The organism is Helicobacter pylori, assembly GCF_011140715.1.
Classification (GTDB): Bacteria; Campylobacterota; Campylobacteria; order Campylobacterales; family Helicobacteraceae; genus Helicobacter; species Helicobacter pylori_DA.
This window is the reverse complement of the sequence record NZ_SFZZ01000024.1, coordinates 1-18376: the sequence shown is the minus strand read 5'-3', so window position 1 is coordinate 18376 and position 18376 is coordinate 1. Positions and strand designations below refer to the sequence as shown.

The 18376-nt window shown below is 36.7% G+C and carries 19 protein-coding genes and 2 pseudogenes; 4 read left to right on the top strand and 17 right to left on the bottom strand.

Annotation, left to right across the window (positions count from 1 at the left end; genetic code table 11):
• Window positions 1-12: 12 nt before the first annotated feature.
• From EWZ81_RS02715 to EWZ81_RS02670, 12 genes and pseudogenes are all read right to left on the bottom strand, one after another.
• On the bottom strand, window positions 13-1752 hold the full coding sequence (locus tag EWZ81_RS02715; RefSeq protein ID WP_240146735.1) for a hypothetical protein: 1740 nt from the start codon (window positions 1750-1752) through the stop codon (window positions 13-15).
• A gap of 70 nt (window positions 1753-1822) precedes the next feature.
• Complete coding sequence (locus tag EWZ81_RS02710) at window positions 1823-3349, bottom strand: UV radiation resistance protein (RefSeq protein ID WP_165548938.1); 1527 nt, start codon at window positions 3347-3349, stop codon at window positions 1823-1825.
• A gap of 9 nt (window positions 3350-3358) precedes the next feature.
• Window positions 3359-4912: a DNA primase gene (gene dnaG, locus EWZ81_RS02705; RefSeq protein ID WP_165548937.1), complete on the bottom strand. Its 1554-nt coding sequence runs from the start codon at window positions 4910-4912 to the stop codon at window positions 3359-3361.
• A gap of 10 nt (window positions 4913-4922) precedes the next feature.
• Window positions 4923-6086, bottom strand: a complete 1164-nt coding sequence (locus EWZ81_RS02700) for an ATPase domain-containing protein (RefSeq protein WP_165548936.1) — start codon at window positions 6084-6086, stop codon at window positions 4923-4925.
• A gap of 123 nt (window positions 6087-6209) precedes the next feature.
• A pseudogene (locus EWZ81_RS02695) lies at window positions 6210-6565 on the bottom strand (hypothetical protein).
• A gap of 22 nt (window positions 6566-6587) precedes the next feature.
• Entirely contained in the window at window positions 6588-7142 is a 555-nt protein-coding gene (locus tag EWZ81_RS08415) for a phage replication initiator YdaU family protein (protein ID WP_240146734.1), read from the bottom strand.
• A 63-nt stretch (window positions 7143-7205) separates the two neighbouring features.
• Window positions 7206-7514: a helix-turn-helix domain-containing protein gene (locus EWZ81_RS08410; protein ID WP_240146733.1), complete on the bottom strand. Its 309-nt coding sequence runs from the start codon at window positions 7512-7514 to the stop codon at window positions 7206-7208.
• 2 nt (window positions 7515-7516) lie between these two features.
• Window positions 7517-7818 (bottom strand): annotated as a pseudogene (locus EWZ81_RS02685) (hypothetical protein).
• Window position 7819: 1 nt separating this feature from the next.
• On the bottom strand, window positions 7820-8038 hold the full coding sequence (locus EWZ81_RS02680) for a hypothetical protein (protein WP_165548935.1): 219 nt from the start codon (window positions 8036-8038) through the stop codon (window positions 7820-7822).
• Window positions 8035-9183: a site-specific integrase gene (locus tag EWZ81_RS02675; RefSeq protein ID WP_165548934.1), complete on the bottom strand. Its 1149-nt coding sequence runs from the start codon at window positions 9181-9183 to the stop codon at window positions 8035-8037. The genes EWZ81_RS02680 and EWZ81_RS02675 overlap by 4 nt, the downstream gene beginning before the upstream one ends.
• A complete protein-coding gene (locus tag EWZ81_RS08595; RefSeq protein ID WP_275690016.1) occupies window positions 9180-9302 on the bottom strand; it encodes a hypothetical protein in 123 nt (40 codons plus the stop codon). The genes EWZ81_RS02675 and EWZ81_RS08595 overlap by 4 nt, the downstream gene beginning before the upstream one ends.
• Window positions 9292-9690 carry a hypothetical protein gene (locus tag EWZ81_RS02670; RefSeq protein ID WP_165548933.1) on the bottom strand — a complete coding sequence of 133 codons (399 nt, stop codon included), beginning with the start codon at window positions 9688-9690 and terminating at the stop codon, window positions 9292-9294. The genes EWZ81_RS08595 and EWZ81_RS02670 overlap by 11 nt, the downstream gene beginning before the upstream one ends.
• 420 nt (window positions 9691-10110) lie before the next feature.
• On the opposite strand from EWZ81_RS02670, the gene EWZ81_RS02665 reads away from it, so the two are divergent.
• Both EWZ81_RS02665 and EWZ81_RS02660 read left to right on the top strand, forming a co-directional pair.
• Complete coding sequence (locus tag EWZ81_RS02665) at window positions 10111-11331, top strand: HD domain-containing protein (protein WP_120808215.1); 1221 nt, start codon at window positions 10111-10113, stop codon at window positions 11329-11331.
• Window positions 11331-12035: a Fic family protein gene (locus tag EWZ81_RS02660; RefSeq protein WP_165548932.1), complete on the top strand. Its 705-nt coding sequence runs from the start codon at window positions 11331-11333 to the stop codon at window positions 12033-12035. Before EWZ81_RS02665 ends, EWZ81_RS02660 begins: the two co-directional genes overlap by 1 nt.
• 11 nt (window positions 12036-12046) lie before the next feature.
• Here EWZ81_RS02660 and EWZ81_RS02655 read toward each other — a convergent pair whose 3' ends face one another.
• From EWZ81_RS02655 to EWZ81_RS02635, 5 genes are all read right to left on the bottom strand, one after another.
• Window positions 12047-13291, bottom strand: a complete 1245-nt coding sequence (locus EWZ81_RS02655) for an RNA polymerase factor sigma-54 (RefSeq protein WP_165548931.1) — start codon at window positions 13289-13291, stop codon at window positions 12047-12049.
• 2 nt (window positions 13292-13293) lie between these two features.
• Complete coding sequence (gene lptB, locus EWZ81_RS02650) at window positions 13294-14016, bottom strand: LPS export ABC transporter ATP-binding protein (protein ID WP_000353241.1); 723 nt, start codon at window positions 14014-14016, stop codon at window positions 13294-13296.
• Between the two features lie 12 nt (window positions 14017-14028).
• A complete protein-coding gene (tsaE, locus tag EWZ81_RS02645; protein WP_050829651.1) occupies window positions 14029-14430 on the bottom strand; it encodes a tRNA (adenosine(37)-N6)-threonylcarbamoyltransferase complex ATPase subunit type 1 TsaE in 402 nt (133 codons plus the stop codon).
• On the bottom strand, window positions 14427-16118 hold the full coding sequence (locus tag EWZ81_RS02640; RefSeq protein ID WP_165548930.1) for a DNA polymerase III subunit gamma/tau: 1692 nt from the start codon (window positions 16116-16118) through the stop codon (window positions 14427-14429). The genes tsaE and EWZ81_RS02640 overlap by 4 nt, the downstream gene beginning before the upstream one ends.
• A 68-nt stretch (window positions 16119-16186) precedes the next feature.
• A complete protein-coding gene (locus EWZ81_RS02635; protein ID WP_000498386.1) occupies window positions 16187-16819 on the bottom strand; it encodes a LysE family transporter in 633 nt (210 codons plus the stop codon).
• A 267-nt stretch (window positions 16820-17086) separates the two neighbouring features.
• On the opposite strand from EWZ81_RS02635, the gene EWZ81_RS02630 reads away from it, so the two are divergent.
• Both EWZ81_RS02630 and EWZ81_RS02625 read left to right on the top strand, forming a co-directional pair.
• Window positions 17087-17509 (top strand): DUF1104 domain-containing protein, encoded by a 423-nt coding sequence (locus tag EWZ81_RS02630; protein ID WP_165548929.1) that lies wholly within the window; start codon window positions 17087-17089, stop codon window positions 17507-17509.
• 28 nt (window positions 17510-17537) lie between these two features.
• Window positions 17538-17999, top strand: a complete 462-nt coding sequence (locus EWZ81_RS02625) for a sialic acid-binding protein (RefSeq protein WP_165548928.1) — start codon at window positions 17538-17540, stop codon at window positions 17997-17999.
• The last annotated feature ends 377 nt before the right edge of the window (window positions 18000-18376 follow it).

The following is an 18376-nucleotide window of genomic DNA, read 5'->3' as shown; positions in this document are numbered from 1 at the left end:
TGTTAGTGTCCATTAGGACGCTTTAGTTAGGAAGCTCCTTGCTTTAGCAAGGGGTGGTTTCACGTCTTGAATGCTTTCTCTTAGATTCGTTTTGTAGCTATTATCATAAAGTTTTCCTATGATTCCATCAAGAGCTTTTTCATAGCTTTCTTTAGTGCCTTGTTCTAAATTATCAAAAATGCTTTTTACTTCGTAATCTTTTAACTCAAATTGCCTCAACGAATCTTTTAAATTTTCAGTCGTCTTGTTTAAAATCTTTTTCAGATTAGCGTTAGCGATGGGGCTTGAGTTAGCCGCTTCGCTTAAAAAAGCTATCGCGTTGCCTGTTTCATCGCTTCTTATCGCCTGAATAAAAGCTTCTTGCTTTTTAGCTTGACTTTGCAACAAAAAAGCGTCTCTTAAAGCGTCATACCCCCTTAAAATCTTACTGTCTTCGCCTACTTTTTTAACAAGTTCTGCTCGGTATTTGCTTCCGTCTGCTTTAGTGAGTCTCAATTCGCCTCCAAACCGCTTCACTAACTCTTTGACTGCTTGGCGCTCGTTTTCGCTTATGGTTTCATTTAATATCCTTTCAGCTCCTTTGGCGTTGCCTGTTACTATGTGCTTTCCTAATGCATATAGACCGCCAGTGGAAACATTAGCGCCTATATTAAAAATGTTTCTTGGGTTGATCGCTTTTTGAATAAACTTCCCTGCTCCTAAAACCAGAGTATCCGTTGCCAAACTTAAAACCCCCTCACTTAACGCATGCCTTATGATTTCGTCGGCTTTTTGCTCTCTGTTCAAAAAAGCATTACCTGCAATCGCATCGGTTGCTCCACCTGCTGCACTCCCTAACGCTCCTCCTACAATAGCGCCGCCCAATAAACCTAAAGCGCCTAAATTCTTCCCTGCTTTAGCGCCTCTAACCACTCCCATTAAAGATCCGGCTAATGAAAACTTATTAGCGCTTAAAAAATTTAAAAAATTATCAAAAAAGCGGTCGTTTATCTTATAAAATTTGTTATCCTTCCTTAAAAATGGTTCATGCTTTCTATTATAAACCACATCATCAAAACCGCTATTTATGGCAATGTTTTTAAACTCGTTTTGATACTTTTCTCTTAACTGCAAGTCTTCACTCGCAAAAAGGCTAAAAGCGTCCTTGTCTTTTCTCAAGTTGTTAAACAAATTCCATGATTTTTGCAAGTCTTTGGTTATGTTTTTAGCTTTTTCTTTTTCCTTGTATTCTTTGAGTTTCTCCACTTCGCTTGCGCCTTTAATAGCATCAAGCGCATTATTAAAAAAACCGCTATCATTGGCTATTAAATCCTTATCGCTCTCTGTGAGTTCTTGGCTTGTTTTTTTTAATATCGCTTTTCTTTGTAAGTCTTTTTGATAGTCCTCTTTGGCGATCTCGTTCTTGGTTTTAAGAGGGTTTAAAATACTTGTTTCGGCTTTATTGTAATAATCATCTTTTAAGGCGTTTGGCAAATCCTTAAAATCTAGCTTGTTGTCTAAAGCTTGCGTTTTAAGGTCGCTTAGCTGTTTTTCTCGTTCTTTGGCGTTGTCGGTTTGGTATCCTACAAAACCTCCTAACTTATCTAATAATCCTAATTCCTTAAGTTCTTTGGATTTTTGATTGAGATCCACGATGAGATCTTTTTTTTTCTGTTCTAATTGCTCAGGCGTCAAAATAGGATTTTTAAGCGGGTATAACGGCGTGCTGGGTAAGTTTTTGAAATTGATTTCATTGTTTTCTAACGCTTGCATGGATTAATCCTAAAATCATTTTAATTATTTAAGCCAAATCAAGCGCGTTTTTTAAGGGTTATGTTTGGCGCTATTGAAGCAGTAGCAAAGATAGTTCGTTTTGTTGTTGTGGGCTTAATTCTAAAAAGCGTTTTAAAACGCGCTCATCGCTTTGTCCGATTCGATAAAATCCTAAAATGTTTTTAACTTTGGTTTCAATCTCATAGTATTCTCTAATTGTTTTATTGTTGTCTCTAAAAAACGCCCTCGCGTAGGTTCTTCCCCTCCCGTTATTGTTTAAGTGAAGTTGTATCCCTAAAAAATTGTCTTTAGTCCCTAATTGTTTAAACGTTATGCGTTCGTTACCTATAGCATCAATCTCGTTGTTTAGGTTGTGTTTTTCTCGTTCTTTTTCGTTTTTTGCGTGTTCTTTTTGATTGATAGCGTTCTTTATCGTTTCGGCGTGGTTTTGCTTGGCTTTAATGATTTCTTTCAATTTTAGGGCGTTTTCTTGCTCTTTTTGTATTTCTTGCTCTATGGCGTGTGAATCTTTACCTTTTAAGCGCTCTTCTTCTTGCTTTAGCGTTTGTTCTAACTTTTCAAGCCTTTGTAAATCTTCTTGACTGCTTGGTGCGGTTAAGATCTTAAGCCTTAAGCCTTTGGCGTATTGGGAAATCTGTTTGAAAAATAAGGCGCTTTCTAGCTTATCGCTTGATGAATTGAAATTCAAAATTAGATCGTAAAACTTCAAGGCTTTCACTTGTTCAATGTCTCCTAAAGCGTTGTAACTATCATTGCCCGGTAAAAACTTCTGATAGCTGTTATCTAAAACCTGGTTTAGCGCGTTGGTTCTAAACTGGTTATTGATGCCGTCCATGTTATTGGGCGCGTTTAAGGCGTTGTAGGTTTCTTTGCCGGGGTTGTGGTATTCGTAAATAAAGCCTTTAGGCAGTATCGCATACGGATCGGTTAAAAAAAAGTTCATTAGTCCGTTTTTATTACCCGCTCTGTTTAGTGCGCTTTCTCGCTGGGCTTCTATGTTAGGAGGGTTATCGGTCAAAAAATTAAATTGTTTCTTCCATTTAGATTGCTTTTTAAGCCTTTTAAGTTCTTGTTTGAGTTTTTCTAATGATTTCAAACTTTCTAAAACTTCTTTTTTAGCGTTCGTTTCTACTTCTAAAGCGTTTAATTTTTTAATGGCGTTTTCGTTAGCGGTTATTTCATTATTCAAGCCTGCTATTTCTTGGTTTAATTGGTTTAGCGCTTGGTTTTGTTGGTTGGTTTGATGGTTTAGGTTGCTTATTTCATGGTTTAGGTGGTTAATGCGGTTTTGTTGGTTAATGATGCGTTCAAACGCGTTTTTTAGCCTTTTATTAGAATGGTAGTTTTTTTCGGCTAAGAATTTTTCAATGACGCTATAGTAGCCTTGAGGATCGTCGTAATAACCTACGATTTGATCGTTTTGGTTGCCTGCTTGCCATGGAAAACCTCTAATCCCACCGCTAGAGCTCGCGCTACTTAAAGCGTTCCCTAAAGAATTGATAAAACCGCTTAAAAGGTTATTACTAGATCCCGATCCGCTAGATCCCGATCCTACGCCTATATCAATCCAACTCATGCTACTTCCTTAATGCGTTTGAATTTCTTTAATTTTATTATTCAGCGCTTCTATGAGCCTATAATCTTTGTTTTCTATGGCATGTTTTAGGCTATTTTTTAAGCCTTTAATTTTAAACTCTTTTAAACAATGTGCATAATGTTCCTCCCTAATGACTTCGTATTTTTTCAAAAATTCTAATCCTCTAAAATCGTGTGAAACGATTTTCTTGAAAACATCTTTAAACTCCACATCTGCCGGGCTTAAATACCTTCTTGCAATGTAGTTGAATTCTTCGCTCTCTATCATCGTTTTATAAATCTTCGCTTCTAAAATAGACAATACGGGCTTTTTTATTTTCTCCATTTTGGTGTCTTCGCTAGGTAAAAAGCTTTTTAAAATCTTTAAAAGATCGCCTTTAATAAAGGGGGCTAAATCTTTGATTGCTCTCAAAATCCTCTTATAATTAAAATCCTTTGTTTTGTTGTCAAATTCTGCACGCAACAAATAAGCGCAATAAAACTTAAACCCGTTGATCTTAACTAGGTTTGGGCGTTTATTCCTTTCTAAATAATCCCCAATGTCTTTAAAATCCTTGTCTTTAATTTTCACAACACTTAAATTAGTGGTATGGTTTAACAAACACATCTCAATCGCTCTAATACTGGCTTCTAATCCTGCTAAATCGTTGTCTAAACAAAAACATATCTCTGCATTCAAATGGCTCAAAATCTTCACATGTTCTTTAGTGAATGCCGTTCCTATGCAACAAATCGAATTATTGTAATCAAAATTTTCAAAACTCATCACATCAAAAAAACCTTCGCATAAAATGACTTGCTTTTTTTGCGTTATCGCTTGGCGCGCTCTGTCTAAATTGTAAAGTATAAAAGATTTTTTGAAAATCTTTGTATCTCTGCCGTTGATGTATTTAGCGCCATTCCTAGGATTTTTGATCGTGCAAGTTCTGGCGCTAAAACTAACAATGTTCCCTTTAGTGTCTTTCAAGGGAAAAGTGATCCTATAATTGCAAAAGATTTTAAGCTCTCTGTCTTTGTTTGCATCACTAAAAAGCCCGCTCGCTATCAAATCATAAGGGGTAAAACGCTTTTTCAATTCTTCTTTTTCTTCGTTAGTGCAAAAACCCAAACCGTAATCTTTAACCTTTTCTAGTGTAACGCCTCTCCTACTTAAATACTCTAAAACAACAGGCTGTTTTAAAATTCTTTCTTTGAAAAGGCTATTAGCAAACGCTAAAATTTCTTTTAGCCTTTCTTTTTCTTCTTTCTCTTTGTTGTTGTCGTATTCTATCGGGTAGTTATACATGGAGGCTATTTCTTCAATCGCTTCGGTGAAACTGATTTTTTTAAATTCTTGCAAGAATTTAAACGCATCACCGCTAACGCCACACCCAAAACACTTGTAAATATTTTTTTCAGTGCTTACAATAAAGCTAGCGGTCCGTTCATCATGAAACGGGCAACACGCTTTCAAATTCGCTCCGCATTTGTTTAGGTCTAGGTATTTTTCTATAACATCCACAATGCTAACGATATTTTTAAGACCTTCAAAATTAATAATCATTGTAGATCTTTTAATCGCTGAAATCGTTTAAATCATAGCCGCTAAAATCACTTTCTTTAAATTTCATGTAATTCGTGCTAATTTCAAACAACTTATAGTCACTTATTCTAAAAAATTGAATCCCTTGTAATCCTGTCTGTTTATTTTTTAAAATCAAAACCTTTCGGTATTTGCCTCTCTCGTTGTAATCATTAATGTGTTTGAGTTCCCCACTCTTGATCTTTTCAATCCTAATCATTACATGTGCTTCATGAGCGCCTTTACGGCTTCCTGTTGGGGCGTAGCTGTCGTTTTTGGAGTTTTGAATAATCAAAATAATGATGACCTGCAAGCGCTTGGCTAGATCGGCTAAAGTAGTGAATTTACTTGTTTCTACTTCTTCAATCGTCCTTCCTACGATGGGAGCTTGTATTTTCATCTGGCTGTCAATTATAAAAAGCTTATGCCCTTCTTTAGCTAAACCTCTAATCTGTGAAACTAGATCATTAATCTCGCAACTTAGATCATCAATGAAATAATTTTCTTTATTAATTTTGAAACCTTTAGAGTTCAAGGTTTCTATGTGTTTCCTCACGCTAAATTCAAAACCAAAATAAGTAACCTTGTGCTGTTGTTGCGCGTTGGTGATGTATTGGATACCTAAAAGCGTTTTACCGGCTTCGGGATCGCCGCTGATTAAAATCAATTGCCCCACTTCAAAACCGCCATCGCTGATATTGTCTAAAAAGTTAATTCCTGTGTGTATTTTTTCTATTTTAGGTTTTGATTTGAAAAACTCTTCCCACTCCCAGTAATACCTCCCGTTTCGGTTAGATCCTAATTTGATGTATTTGCCTAAAAAATCAAAATCAAAAATCTCGCTCTTTCGTGTGGCTTTTATTAGCTCGTTTGCTAAATGTTCCTGCATCTTTAAACTCAAATAAGTTTTAAAGTCGCTCCTTAAGTCTAAATAGTTCGGATAGCTATCCGCCTGTAAAATAGCGCTAAATTCTTTGCTTTCAAACGCTTCATCGCCTATTTTTAGCCTTATAGTTTCAAGCTGCACGACTTGATTTTTGTTTTTCATCTCTAACAAAGCTTGAATGATTTTTTGATTGAAAAGCGTAAAGCTTGTTATGTGTATTTCTGCTAAAAATTCCTCCAAATCGTTCGGATAGTTTATAAAACTATTCATTATCAAATTCTGCATTTTTACCTTTTTTCCTGTCTCTTTTTGTTTTTTTGTTCTAAAATGCTTATTGCAATCTCAAAACCTTTCGTTTGCAAGTTCAAAAATAGGTTTTCTTTTTGAAACTCCCTAATACCCTCTAAAATAGCTAAACGGACTATTCTTGCAAATGTATAGTTTTTTTTCTCTGCATCCTTTTTAGCTTTTTGTAGGTGCTCTCTCTTAACTTTAGCTTCTTTCTTGTAGTTTTTAAGAGTTCTTTTATAGGTTCGCTTTGATTTATCCCATGCTGTCTCATTTTTATTTCCTTTCTCTTTTTCTAAAAAGTAGATAATCATCCTTTCGATAATTACAGCCCTGCTTTTTTCCTCTTGATCTTTAATGAGTTGTAAAATTTCCAGCAACACGCTTTCAATAAGTAGGCATTCGGTCTCTACCTTGGGTTTAAAATTCTTTTGCTTGTGTTTATAGTGCCACGATCTCATTGCTTGCTCTCTTTCTTTACGCCTACCAGATGCAATAACCGTTATATTTGGGATTTGGTTTGTATTCAAACGGCTCCTCTTCTTGCTTTTGCGGCGTCCATCGAGCTTTAAACTCAAAGACAGCGTAAAGCTCGTTATAACCCTTGCGTATACTCTGCTCTACACTTTTTGCTATGTCTTGGTCTTGTTCTTTCAGCTCTAACGCTTGTTTTAGCAAAGCTTTTTTCGTGGCGTAAGTTAGCTTTCCTTTCTCGTTTCTGTAGTTCAAAAACCGCTCAAACGCTTGTTTATCGCGCATTTTTAATCCTCTTGTGTCAAGATTCCCTAAAATAGAAAAAACGAAATCACTAAAGCGTTTAAACATGCTGAAGTTTTTGATAGAGCCTCTAAGACAAGAAAAATCATCATGCTTGTTTTTTTGATCCGCTTGATTTTGTAAATTCTCACTCACATTCTCATCCATTTTTTCATGTTTGTTGTTATTCTTTTTATTTATAAGGGCGGTAAATTTTGGTGTTTCGGTGCAAACTTCGGATTTAAGGGGTTTTTCGGCTTGTTTTTCTACAATTTGCCGCATGGTAAATTTTGGTGTTTCGGTGCGGTTAGATTCATCAACAATAATAAAGTCCTCTTGCTCTAATTACTCCTTAGTTGGCGCTAAAATGTAAGCCCTTTTGCCTAAAAACTTTCCTAACTTATTTTTGTAGTAAATGATTTTCAAAAAACCTTTTTGCACGAGCTCTTTTAAATACTTGTTAAGAGTTTTAGTATTCATATCCAATTGCTTGCATAAAAATTCTCTTTTTGGGTTAAATGAGCTTGCGAGACTACTTAAAGTGATAAAAACAATCCTTGCATCTCTACTTAACGGGCTGTTAATGAGGATACTATTGGCGGTTTTGGTGTAGTTGCTCTCAACATTCAAATTATTTTTTAATATGTAGTTCATGTTTAATCCTTTTTTGTGGTTTTAAAGCCTTTTAAGGCTTTTAAAGACGCGCATAATTCCTTACCTAGTTCGTTCAAGTAGCAAACCTTATAGTAGTTGTCTTTTTTTTCGCATTCTCTTTTTTTGTTGATGACCCATTGCTTGCACAAGCCTTTTTTTCAAGCTTGTTGAAAATCTTAAGCGTGTGGGCGTAATCAATGTTAAGATCTTTTGAAATCTTGTCGGCTGTTTTGGGTAAATACGCTTTTTTGTAAAGCTCTTTCAAAACTTCTAAATCGATCGGTTGTAATTTTTCTAATTCCATGTCAAACCGCCTTTTTTTGGAGTAGGATAGAATAGCTTGTTACGCGCTTATTCCTCACATTGCAAACGCTGGACTTGAGCGTGTGCGTTTTTTGGAGTTTTTCTAATTTTTGGATGAAATCAAAAAAACTAATACTTGCATCGCTTTCTTTGATAAGCTTGTAAGCCAAATAATGAGACACGCTCATGGAATTTTCCTTATTGTTGGTTTCTTTTTTCATAGCGCCCCCTTTAAAAATTTAGCCCTTTCTTTTTCTTGTTTAGGGATGTAGTGGCTGTAAGTTTTGTAAGTGGTGTTTAAATCTTTATGCCCTAGCGTTTTGCTCACCCACATGGCTTCTTCGCCCTGGCTTAGCATCAAACTCGCGAAGGTGTGCCTCGTAGTGTAAAGCTTTCGGTCTTTCAAGTTCAAGGCTTTTAAAAGCGCTTTGAAATGCCTTTGAAAAATGCTTGATCGCTTGGGCGCGTCTATGAAAACGAATTTTTTATTTTCTGGTTCGCTTTCTTGTAGCTCTTTTAGGATTTTTTCCACGGGTTCTAATAGATCTACTTCTCTAATGCTTGGCTTGTTTTTAGGGCTTGTGATTTGCCCTAGTTCGTTTAATGATTTGTTGATGGTGATCGTTTTATCGTTAAAATCAATGTCTTTCCATGTTAAAGCTAACTGCTCGCCGGTGCGCATGCCGGTAAAAAACGCTACCACTAAAAACGCTTTTAATCTTAAGCTTGGTGCGTTTTCTATAAGGGTTTTAACCTCTTCTAAATTGAAAGGCTCGATCGCTTGGGCTTCTTGCGCGTTTTTAAGCGTGATAGAGTAATAAGGATTTTGATTTAAAAACCGCTCGCTTTCACAAAACGCTAAAAAGCTTTTTAAATTAGCGTTGAAGTTGTGGATCGTGTTTTTTCTGTAGAGTTGTAGCGTGGCTTGGTGGTATTGCGTGATCTTTTCTTTGGTGATCTTTTTAAGCCTGTCGCTTTCTTTCAAGCCCATTAAGCTAAAAACGCTATTAAAAACATTTTCTAAAGAATTGATGCTTGTTTGTTTTAGCCCTATTTTTAACGCTAGAAAGCGTTTTAACGCTTCAAGTATGGTAATCTTTGATTGTATCTTAAGCGTTCGTTTTTCGGCGTTTTTAATGCGTTTGTTGGCGTTTTTCATCGCTTCTAAACGATTGACAAAAGCTAAAATCTCTTTTAGGCTTTTGTTTTGGAAATATTCTAAAGCTTCGTCGGTGTTCATCTTTAGGCACTCTCTGGCTTTGTTTAGGCTCACTCTAAAGCGTTTATTGTTTTTGTCGTAGTAGTTAAGATATGGCGTCGACTCGCCTTTGTAATCTCGTTTGTAGATTGTAAAAGTGTTTTTCATAACAAACTCCTTAAAATGTAAGCGGTAGCTAAAATCAAGCTAAACGCTATCAGTAAAACCCATTCAAAACGATCCGCCTTTTTTTTTAAAGGCTTGTTTAGATTTTTATTAGGCTTCATTGTTGCCCCCTTTGCTTTGGTTGTTTTCTAAGCCTCGTTTTAAAGCTTCATCGCTTGACTCGGATTTTAAGCTTGAGTTGTTGGTTTGATTGGTTTGTAGGCGTTTTGGCTCGCTTGCTTGCGCCTTGTCTCTAAATGTGGTTTTTTGCCTCTCGCTAAAGGCTTTTCTAGTTGGATTTAAAGCGCCTTTTTTAGTTTGTGCGCTCGCTTTAGGCTTAAGCGTGGTTTTTTGCGTGAGATCGCTTATATTTGCGTTCTCGCTTGCTTGCGTTCGCTCGCTTTCTTGATAGATTGCATTCTTTGGTGCGCCGTTTTTTAGCGCTTGTATCGCTTGCGTGATTGCTTTAAGCTTGTTGAAGCTTGTTGCTGTCTCATTTTTATGTCTCATCTTATTCCCTTTCTGTATCCTTAACGCCCCTTTATAGCGTGGAGCGCGTGGATTAAATGTTATTCAAAGCTATTTGAAAAATCTGTAATTGTGAGACAAATACATGAGTAGTGGGCTTGGGTTTTTGTGGTTGGAAAAAAACCTCATTTTTTTCAAACGCTTTCCCTATTGTAGGGGCTTTATAGTAAGTGCTTTTTTTTTGATTTAGTAGGATTTATTGGCTTGTTTTTTGTTGTGATTAGATAGATAAAAATAATATTTTTTTAAATAAAAACCTTATTTTTGTCTTTTTTTCGTATAATAAAATTTAGGTTAGTATTGGTAGTGGTGCGTTAAGGTTTTTCAAACTTGTGCGATCCAATCAGTATTTCTTAATAAGATCATAGCTTTAATATTCAAAATAGTATAAAAAGGAAAGTTATGTATGCGGCTCATCCTATTAAACCCCTAAAAGCCCCCAAACTCAAAACTCAATTTTTAAGGCGTGTGTTTGTGGGCGCGTCTATTAGGCGCTGGAATGATCAAGCATGCCCTTTGGAATTTGTGGAATTAGACAAGCAAGCCCATAAAGCGATGATTGCGTATCTGCTCGCTAAAGATTTAAAAGACAGGGGTAAAGATTTAGATTTAGATCTTTTAATCAAGTTCTTTTGCTTTGAGTTTTTGGAGCGCTTGGTTTTAACCGATATTAAACCCCCTATTTTTTACGCCCTCCAACAAACGCACAGCCAAGAATTAGCCTCCTATGTCGTGCAAAGTTTGCAAGATGAAATCAGCGCGTATTTTTCTTTAGAGGAACTCAAAGAGTATTTAAGCCACAGACCCCAAATTTTAGAAACTCAAATTTTAGAGAGTGCGCATTTTTATGCGTCTAAGTGGGAGTTTGATATTATTTATCATTTTAACCCCAACATGTATGGCGTGAAAGAAATTAAAGATAAAATTGACAAGCAACTCCACAATAACGAGCATTTGTTTGAAGGGCTTTTTGGGGAAAAAGAAGATCTGAAAAAATTGGTGAGCATGTTTGGGCAGTTGCGTTTCCAAAAGCGTTGGAGCCAAACTCCAAGAGTGCCGCAAACCAGCGTTTTAGGGCATACTTTATGCGTGGCGCTTATGGGGTATTTGTTGAGCTTTGATTTAAAAGCTTGTAAAAGCATGCGGATCAATCATTTTTTGGGCGGGCTTTTCCATGATTTACCCGAGATTTTAACCCGAGACATTATCACGCCCATCAAACAAAGCGTTGCAGGGCTTGATCATTGCATTAAAGAGATTGAAAAAAAGGAAATGCAAAACAAAGTCTATTCCTTTGTGTCTTTGGGCGTTCAAGAAGATTTGAAATATTTCACCGAAAACGAGTTTAAAAACCGCTACAAAGACAAGTCTCACAAAATCATTTTCACTAAAGACGCTGAAGAATTATTCACGCTTTATAACAGCGATGAATATCTTGGGGTTTGCGGGGAGCTTTTGAAGGTGTGCGATCATTTGAGCGCGTTTTTAGAAGCCCAAATCTCTCTTTCTCATGGCATTTCCAGTAACGATTTGATTAAAGGAGCTCAAAACCTTTTAGAATTGCGATCCCAAACGGAATTACTTGATTTGGATTTAGGGAAGTTGTTTAGGGATTTTAAATAATGAACTATAAAGAATTATTAGAATTTAATGATTACGCTATGGATTTAACCATTAGAATGGCACATCATAGCACCGCTATTGAAAACAACCCTTTAAGTCTTGCTGAAACCATAAGTATTTTAACCACTGAATACATTCCTAGAGAAATGCCCCAAAGAGCCTTCTTTGAAGTGAAAAACTATCAAAATATGCTCCCCTTTTTATTAGAAAATTTAAAGAAAGAACAAAAGATTGATAGCTTTTTTGTGAGAGAATTGCATGGGATTTTAATGAATTTTTTACTCCCCAATAAGGGGGCTTTCAAAACGGCTGATAATACCATTTTAGGAGCTAGTTTTGAAATGACTCCTCATTTTCAAGTGCCTATGGCTATGAAAGAATGGTGCGATAACCTCAATTATAAGATGAAGACCTTACAAGATAAAGAAGAAAAACTAAAAGCCATTTTAGAACAACACATTTTGTTTGAAAGGATACACCCTTTTAGCGATGGTAATGGTAGGGTGGGCAGAATGCTAATCTTTTATAGCGTTTTAGAGCAAAACTTAATACCATTTGTGATCACCAAAGGACAAAAAGAGGCTTACATTAAGGCTTTAGACACGCATAATACAGAAATCTTATACCAACTCGCCAAAGTATCCCAAGAGTTTGAACTCACACGCATACAAGGGCAAATGGTATTAAATAAGAATAAGCCCTAAAATCATGGTTTTCAAGCACGCATCAAATAGAGCTTTTTCCTTTCGCTTGAAGAAGCGATGTTGAGCAGTTGGCGGTATTTGGTGATCGTTCTTCTTACCATTTTCAAATGGAATTTTTCTTCAATGAGTTCTAAAATCTTAGCGTCGCTCAAAGGCTCTTTTTTGTCTTCGTTTTTAATCAATTCTAAAAGATAGTCTTTAATCATAGCGTTTGAAGTCTCGCTATTGTCTAAGGCGGTGCTAAAGAAATGCTTAATAGGGAAAACCCCCCTTTCGCATGCTAAATATTTATTAGAAATGGCCCTTGAAATCGTGCTTACAGAGTGGTTAAACTCATTGGCTAAATCCAATAATTTTAAAGGACGCAATTTTTTACCCTTAAAAAAATCGTATTGATACTCTAAAAGCATGAGACCGATTTTATAAATCGTGGCTTTTCTCAAATTTAGTGCATCAATCAAATCTTTAGCCTCTTTTAATTTGTCTTTTAAATAATCGCTATCCTTAAAGCGATTTTCTTCTAAACTGATCGTTGGGTAGCTCTCATCGTTCAAACGCACAATCATTTCATTATCCACTTCTAAAATAAAAAGCTCAGGAATGACTTCTATTTCTTTTTCTAAAAACTCAATGGCTGGGGGGTTTTTAAAGGATTTTAAAATCTTTAAAGCCTTTTCGTAATAAAAATCTTTAGAAAATTCATGGTGTTTTTCTAAATTTAAAATGATCTTTCGCGCTTCTTCATAAAGCTCGTTATTGTCCAATTCCCTACTCTCTAACTGGAATAAAAAGCTCTCTTTCACATCTTTAGCACCAATGCCAGCGGGATTAAGGTAACTAAAACGCTTGCGCACTTTTTCATACACTTCGCTCTCTACCCCTAAAATTTTAGCCCTTTCTTCAATATTTTCTTCAAAATACCCTTCGCTATCCAACCCGCTGATAATATCCATAGCGATTTTTTGAGAGGTTTCAGTAGGAAAAAGGGGGGGAATGATTTGAGCCTCTAAAGTTTCAAAAAGGCTTTTAGATGCGATTGCGAAACTTTCTAAATGATCGCTGCTCTTTTTAGCGCTAAAACGATCGCTAAAATTTTTGATGCGTTTGTTTTCAATTTTGATTAAGGGGTTATCTAAAGCGTTTTGTTTCAACACTTCTTCTAAATCTTCAAGCTCGCTTTGTAAAATGGGGAGCCACCCTTTTAAGGTAGCGTTTAATTTGTTTTTGGGGCTAAGGTTTGCGCGTAAGATTGCCATGTCTATACCTTAAAATTTTCCCCTAAATAATACTTGCGCACCAAAGCGTTTTCATAAATTTCATTAGCGTTCCCGCTCGCTAAAAGCGTGCCGCTTTTGATCACATACGCTCTATGGCACACGCTCAAAGTCTCTCGCACATTGTGATCAGTGATCAACACACCAATGTTTAATCCAATCAAGCTTTCAATAATCTTTTGAATATCAATCACCGCAATCGGATCCACGCCCGCAAAAGGCTCATCTAATAGCACGAATTTAGGGTTTTTCATTAAAGCCCTAGCGATTTCTACACGCCTTCTTTCTCCCCCACTCAAGCTCATGCCCTTGCGCTCTCTTATGGCTTGGATATTAAAAGCGTCTAGCAAGCTTTCCATTTTTTCTTCGCTCTCTTTAGAGTTTTTAAAAGTGCTCTCTCCTGCTAGGGCCAGATTCTCTTCCACGCTCAATTCTTTAAAAATGCTGGATTCTTGGGGCAAGTAGCCTATGCCTAAATTAGAACGCTTGTGTAAGGGGTATTTAGCTAAATTCACATCGTTTAAATAAACGCTCCCCCCACTAGGCTCTAAAAGCCCGCATATCATGTAAAAGGTGGTGGTTTTACCCGCCCCATTAGGCCCTAAAAGCCCCACCACTTCGCCGCTTTTCACTTCTAAAGAAACATCTGAAACGATCTTGGTTTTTTTAATCTGTTTGTTTAAATGCTCTGCTTTTAAAATATCCATTCAAGCGGCCCTTTAAGCGATCTTTATTGTATAAAAACGGCTGGTTAATTCGGTTTTAATTTCCACAACCTTAATAGCTAAATCGTATTTTTTTAAAATTTTTTCTAATTTTTCATCGCCCCATTCCACAAAATGGATCCCCTTTTCTAACAAGCACTCCAACATGCCAAGCTCCAAGCAAGCCTCTAAATCGCGCATGTAAAAATCATAATGGAACACGCTCTCGCTATAAGCATGCATCAAGCTAAAGGTGGGCGAAGTCGCTTGAATGTCTAAACCCAAGCGTTTCAAGCACGCTTGAACTAAAGTCGTTTTACCGCTCCCCACAACGCCCTTTAAAAGCACCACCCCCTTAAAATCATCTTTTAAAATTGCAGCCGCCACTTTGTCTAATTCGTCTAAATTCGCTCTCATAACAATTCCACGCTTTTGATTTCAAACTCACTCTTAATCTCTTCAATGAGGTTAGAATGGTTAGCCATAAATTCTTGCAAGGCTGTAGGGGATTCTTTGGGTTGGATTTCTTGAACCTCTTTAGTGTTGTTTTCTTTAATTTCTTTTTTTTGAATCTCTTTTTCTTTCATTTCAGCCGTGGTTTCGGTGGTTGGTTTGGGCTTTGAATAAGGGAATTTAAACTCTTTAACCTCTTCTAAAGCGCTTTTATTTTCCAAATGATGTTTTAAAGCGATTTTGATATTTTCGCCCTTGCCAAAAACCCCATCAACGATACTTTTCACGATTTTAAATCGTTCTCTTAAAAGCTCTTTATCTTTATTGGTGGCTAAAGACTCCCAAGTCAAGGTTTTAGTTTGGCTGTCAAAATCAATGAAACGGATATTTTTTTCAAACACCGCCCCTAACTCGTAGTTGCGCTCATAAACCAATGTTTGGACTTGTTTGAAAAGGTTGTGGAAAATGCGATCTTTAGCTGAAAGCATGGGAGTTTGCGGGGTTTCTGCGTTCTCTCTTTTTTCTAGTTTTTCTATTCTTTCTGCACTTTTAAATTCTTGTTTAGGGGCGTTATAGCTTATGCTAGGGTTTTGATTGAAAGGGGTTTGCTCTAATTCTACAATCGCATCGTCTAGGGCTTTGAGTTTTAAAGCTTCTTTGAATTTCATTTTCAATAACAACAGCACAAAACTGGCATTTGCCCCTTCTTTTAAAAGGCTCAAACTGCTCATAATGATTTTAAAAAAGCGCTCTATTAAAAGGATGGAATAAGAATCAGGGCTTAATAATTTCGCTTTCAAAAAAAGCATCATTTCTTCTAAAACGCCCTCGGTTTCATAATTTTCTAAAATGGCATAACGCTCTTTTAATCGCGCTTCATCTTGGTTGATCAGGCTTTGGAAAAAATCTTCTAAAACGCTCCTATCAATCGCTCCTAACATTTCAGCCACCTTGCTTTCTGTGATAGCGTTATCGCAATAATTGATGGCTTGCTCTAAAAGAGTGATCGTATCCCTTAGGCTCCCCTGCCCGCTGTGAGCGAGTTTTTCTAACGCGCTTGTTTCATAGCTCACTTGTTCTTTTTCTAAAATGGTTTTTAAATGAGAAATAACGGAATTTTCAGGGATTTTTTTAAACCGGAAATGCTGGGTGCGGCTGAGTATGGTAGCGGGCAATTTCAAGGCGTCCGTTGTCGCTAGAAGGAATTTCACATGGCTAGGAGGCTCTTCTAAAGTCTTTAAAAGCGCGTTAAACGCTTCGGTGGTGAACATATGCACTTCATCAATGATAAAGATTTTATAACGCCCAAAGCTTGGTTTGTAGCGCGTTTGCTCTATGAGGTTACGGACATCATCAATCCCTCTATTAGACGCCCCATCCATTTCTATAATATCTATGTGGTGGTTGTTTAAAGCGCTCTGGCATTGGATGCAAGTATCGCAAGGCACGGCTTTTGGCCCTTCTTCACACATTAAAGCCCTAGCAAAAATCCTAGAAGAGCTGGTTTTACCCGAACCCCTTAACCCGCTGAATAAATAAGCGTTAGCCAAACGCTGGTTGTCTAGGGCTAAAGAAAGCGTTTTAGCCACGCTCTCTTGACCGACTAGCTCGCTAAAATGTTTGGGGCGGTATTTTAACGCTAAAACTTGCATATTGATTGTAATCCTTAAAACTCATTTAGGAGTATTGTAATGCAAAATGACTTAAAACTAGCCCCTTTTTAGGTTTTACTCAATAACGCTAAAAAATCCCTGAATAAAGTAACGCTGAGCGTTCCCATGATAGCGGTTACAAAGAGATTCACGCCCATAAAGATTTTTTGATTGTTTAAAAGTTTGGAGCCATAACGCAACGATAAAGTGCATAACAATAAAAGCCAAGAAAGGGCCGCCGATAAAGTGCCGGCTAAAAAGACAAATTTTTGAGCTAAATTAAAAGATAAAGCGCTCGCGCCAATTAAAAACACCATTTCCAAATACACTTGAGGGTTGAGTAAGGTAACGCCTAAAGTGAATAATAAGGTCTTTTTTAAGGATAGTTTTTTGGGGGTTTGGACTTGCTTCTTTTTAAAGGTTTGAAAAAGGGTTTTTAAAGCTAAAAAAGCGTAAAATCCGGTAAAAACCGCCCCAAATAAATTCAAAAACAAACTCAAATAAAGGTTTTTAGCGAAATAAGCCCCCACGCCAAACACGCCCATGCTCATTAAGACAATATCGCACATAAAACACAAAGCGCAAATCAAAAACACATAGTTCCTAGCCATGCCTCTTTCCACAATAAACAAGGATTGCGCTCCCACAGCCGCGCACAAAGAAATCGCTAAACCAAAACCTTCTATAAAAACCACAAACATCTTGCTTAAATCCTTTCACTCAAAATAAGCCAAAAACTACCAACGCCATGCAAACCAATCATTCAAAATGGTATTTTAAAATTTTAGGGTTTAAAACGACCTTTATAAATAAAAATTAAATGATGATACACAATGGTTGCACGAAATTTAAAAACCCCATTTTTTACCGCTCTTAGTGGCGTTTGAGAATAAATTAAAATTAACATGGTAGAATGCCAAAATTTGCTGTCGTTGTGCGGCAAAAATTTAGACAACAAGGAATTGGGAATGAGAAAGAGTTTGGCTTTTTGCCTGTTAGCTTTGCTTGGATTACAGGTTTTAGGCGCTAGGGATTTTTCGCAACTCAAAGATAAGGAGCTTTTAGAATTAGCTGGCACTCTGCCTTCTAATGAAGCGATTGATTATCGCATGGAAGTGTCTAAACGCCTTAAAGCTTTAAACGCTGAGGACGCTAAGAAATTCCGCGCGAATTTCAGCCGGATCGCCAGGAAGAATCTTTCTAAAATGAGCGAAGAAGATTTCAAAAAAATGCGTGAAGAAGTGCGTAAAGAATTAGAAGAAAAAACCAAGGGTTTGAGCGCTGAAGAGATCAAGGCAAAAGGACTTAATGTGAGCGTTTGCAGCGGCGATACGAGAAAAGTTTGGTGTAGGGCTGTTAAGAAAAAAGATGAACATTGCTCTCCTAAGTGAGATAAAATTTAATTTAAAAGGATAAAAAATGAAAAAAGCGTTGAAAATACTTTCTGTTAGCGCGTTGCTATTTGTGGCTTTGAACGCCAAAGATTTCAGCAAAACAAGCGATGAAGATTTGGCTAAAATGGCTGGCGTTGTCGCTCCGCAGGATATTGTGGATTACACAAAAGAGTTGAAAAAGCGCATGGAAAAGATGCCTGAAGACAAGAGAAAGGCGTTCCATAAGCAGTTGCATGAATATGCGACTAAAAACACAGACAAAATGACCGTGGCGGATTTTGAAGCCCGCCAAAAAGCCATTAAAGAAGCGCTTAAAAAAGGCAACATGGAAGACATGGATGATGATTTTGGGTTGAGATCATGCAAGCATGGGAAAAAGCATAAACACCATAAACACGGTGGTCATGATAAACATGGCAAAGGGCATGACAAAGAACAAGACAAAAAAGATCACGATCATGATGATCATGGCGAAAATGAGAAATAAAGCTTAAACCACACCACTCTCTCTATTAAAGCTTCAAATCCTTTAAGCAGAAATCCTAAACGCTTTTGGCGTTTGGGATAAATGCGTTCTGTTAAGCGTTATCAAAATTCTGTTCTCATTAAATATTGCTTATAAAATTCAAAAGATGGTTTCATTATTACAAAAATTAACACTCCAAAGATAAATAGATTAAAAACACCTCAAAATCCTTTTTTTTTTTTGAAATCCAATAAATTTATTGTAAAATTAAACATATTGTAAATAAATTTTCATTTCTATTCATGTTTACAATAAAAAAATTACTTTAAGGAACATTTTATGAAAAAACGATTTTTACTCTCTCTCTCTCTCTCTCTCTCGCTTGCGGTATCATCGCT

Bases quoted from the DNA above. Each gene is read 5' to 3' on its own strand.
- EWZ81_RS02715 (WP_240146735.1), bottom strand. From the start codon at position 1,752: ATGCAAGCGTTAGAAAACAATGAAATCAATTTCAAAAACTTACCCAGC.
- EWZ81_RS02710 (WP_165548938.1), bottom strand. From the start codon at position 3,349: ATGAGTTGGATTGATATAGGCGTAGGATCGGGATCTAGCGGATCGGGA.
- dnaG (WP_165548937.1), bottom strand. From the start codon at position 4,912: ATGATTATTAATTTTGAAGGTCTTAAAAATATCGTTAGCATTGTGGAT.
- EWZ81_RS02700 (WP_165548936.1), bottom strand. From the start codon at position 6,086: ATGAATAGTTTTATAAACTATCCGAACGATTTGGAGGAATTTTTAGCA.
- EWZ81_RS08415 (WP_240146734.1), bottom strand. From the start codon at position 7,142: ATGCGGCAAATTGTAGAAAAACAAGCCGAAAAACCCCTTAAATCCGAA.
- EWZ81_RS08410 (WP_240146733.1), bottom strand. From the start codon at position 7,514: ATGAACTACATATTAAAAAATAATTTGAATGTTGAGAGCAACTACACC.
- EWZ81_RS02680 (WP_165548935.1), bottom strand. From the start codon at position 8,038: ATGAAAAAAGAAACCAACAATAAGGAAAATTCCATGAGCGTGTCTCAT.
- EWZ81_RS02675 (WP_165548934.1), bottom strand. From the start codon at position 9,183: ATGAAAAACACTTTTACAATCTACAAACGAGATTACAAAGGCGAGTCG.
- EWZ81_RS08595 (WP_275690016.1), bottom strand. From the start codon at position 9,302: ATGAAGCCTAATAAAAATCTAAACAAGCCTTTAAAAAAAAAGGCGGAT.
- EWZ81_RS02670 (WP_165548933.1), bottom strand. From the start codon at position 9,690: ATGAGACATAAAAATGAGACAGCAACAAGCTTCAACAAGCTTAAAGCA.
- EWZ81_RS02665 (WP_120808215.1), top strand. From the start codon at position 10,111: ATGTATGCGGCTCATCCTATTAAACCCCTAAAAGCCCCCAAACTCAAA.
- EWZ81_RS02660 (WP_165548932.1), top strand. From the start codon at position 11,331: ATGAACTATAAAGAATTATTAGAATTTAATGATTACGCTATGGATTTA.
- EWZ81_RS02655 (WP_165548931.1), bottom strand. From the start codon at position 13,291: ATGGCAATCTTACGCGCAAACCTTAGCCCCAAAAACAAATTAAACGCT.
- lptB (WP_000353241.1), bottom strand. From the start codon at position 14,016: ATGGATATTTTAAAAGCAGAGCATTTAAACAAACAGATTAAAAAAACC.
- tsaE (WP_050829651.1), bottom strand. From the start codon at position 14,430: ATGAGAGCGAATTTAGACGAATTAGACAAAGTGGCGGCTGCAATTTTA.
- EWZ81_RS02640 (WP_165548930.1), bottom strand. From the start codon at position 16,118: ATGCAAGTTTTAGCGTTAAAATACCGCCCCAAACATTTTAGCGAGCTA.
- EWZ81_RS02635 (WP_000498386.1), bottom strand. From the start codon at position 16,819: ATGTTTGTGGTTTTTATAGAAGGTTTTGGTTTAGCGATTTCTTTGTGC.
- EWZ81_RS02630 (WP_165548929.1), top strand. From the start codon at position 17,087: ATGAGAAAGAGTTTGGCTTTTTGCCTGTTAGCTTTGCTTGGATTACAG.
- EWZ81_RS02625 (WP_165548928.1), top strand. From the start codon at position 17,538: ATGAAAAAAGCGTTGAAAATACTTTCTGTTAGCGCGTTGCTATTTGTG.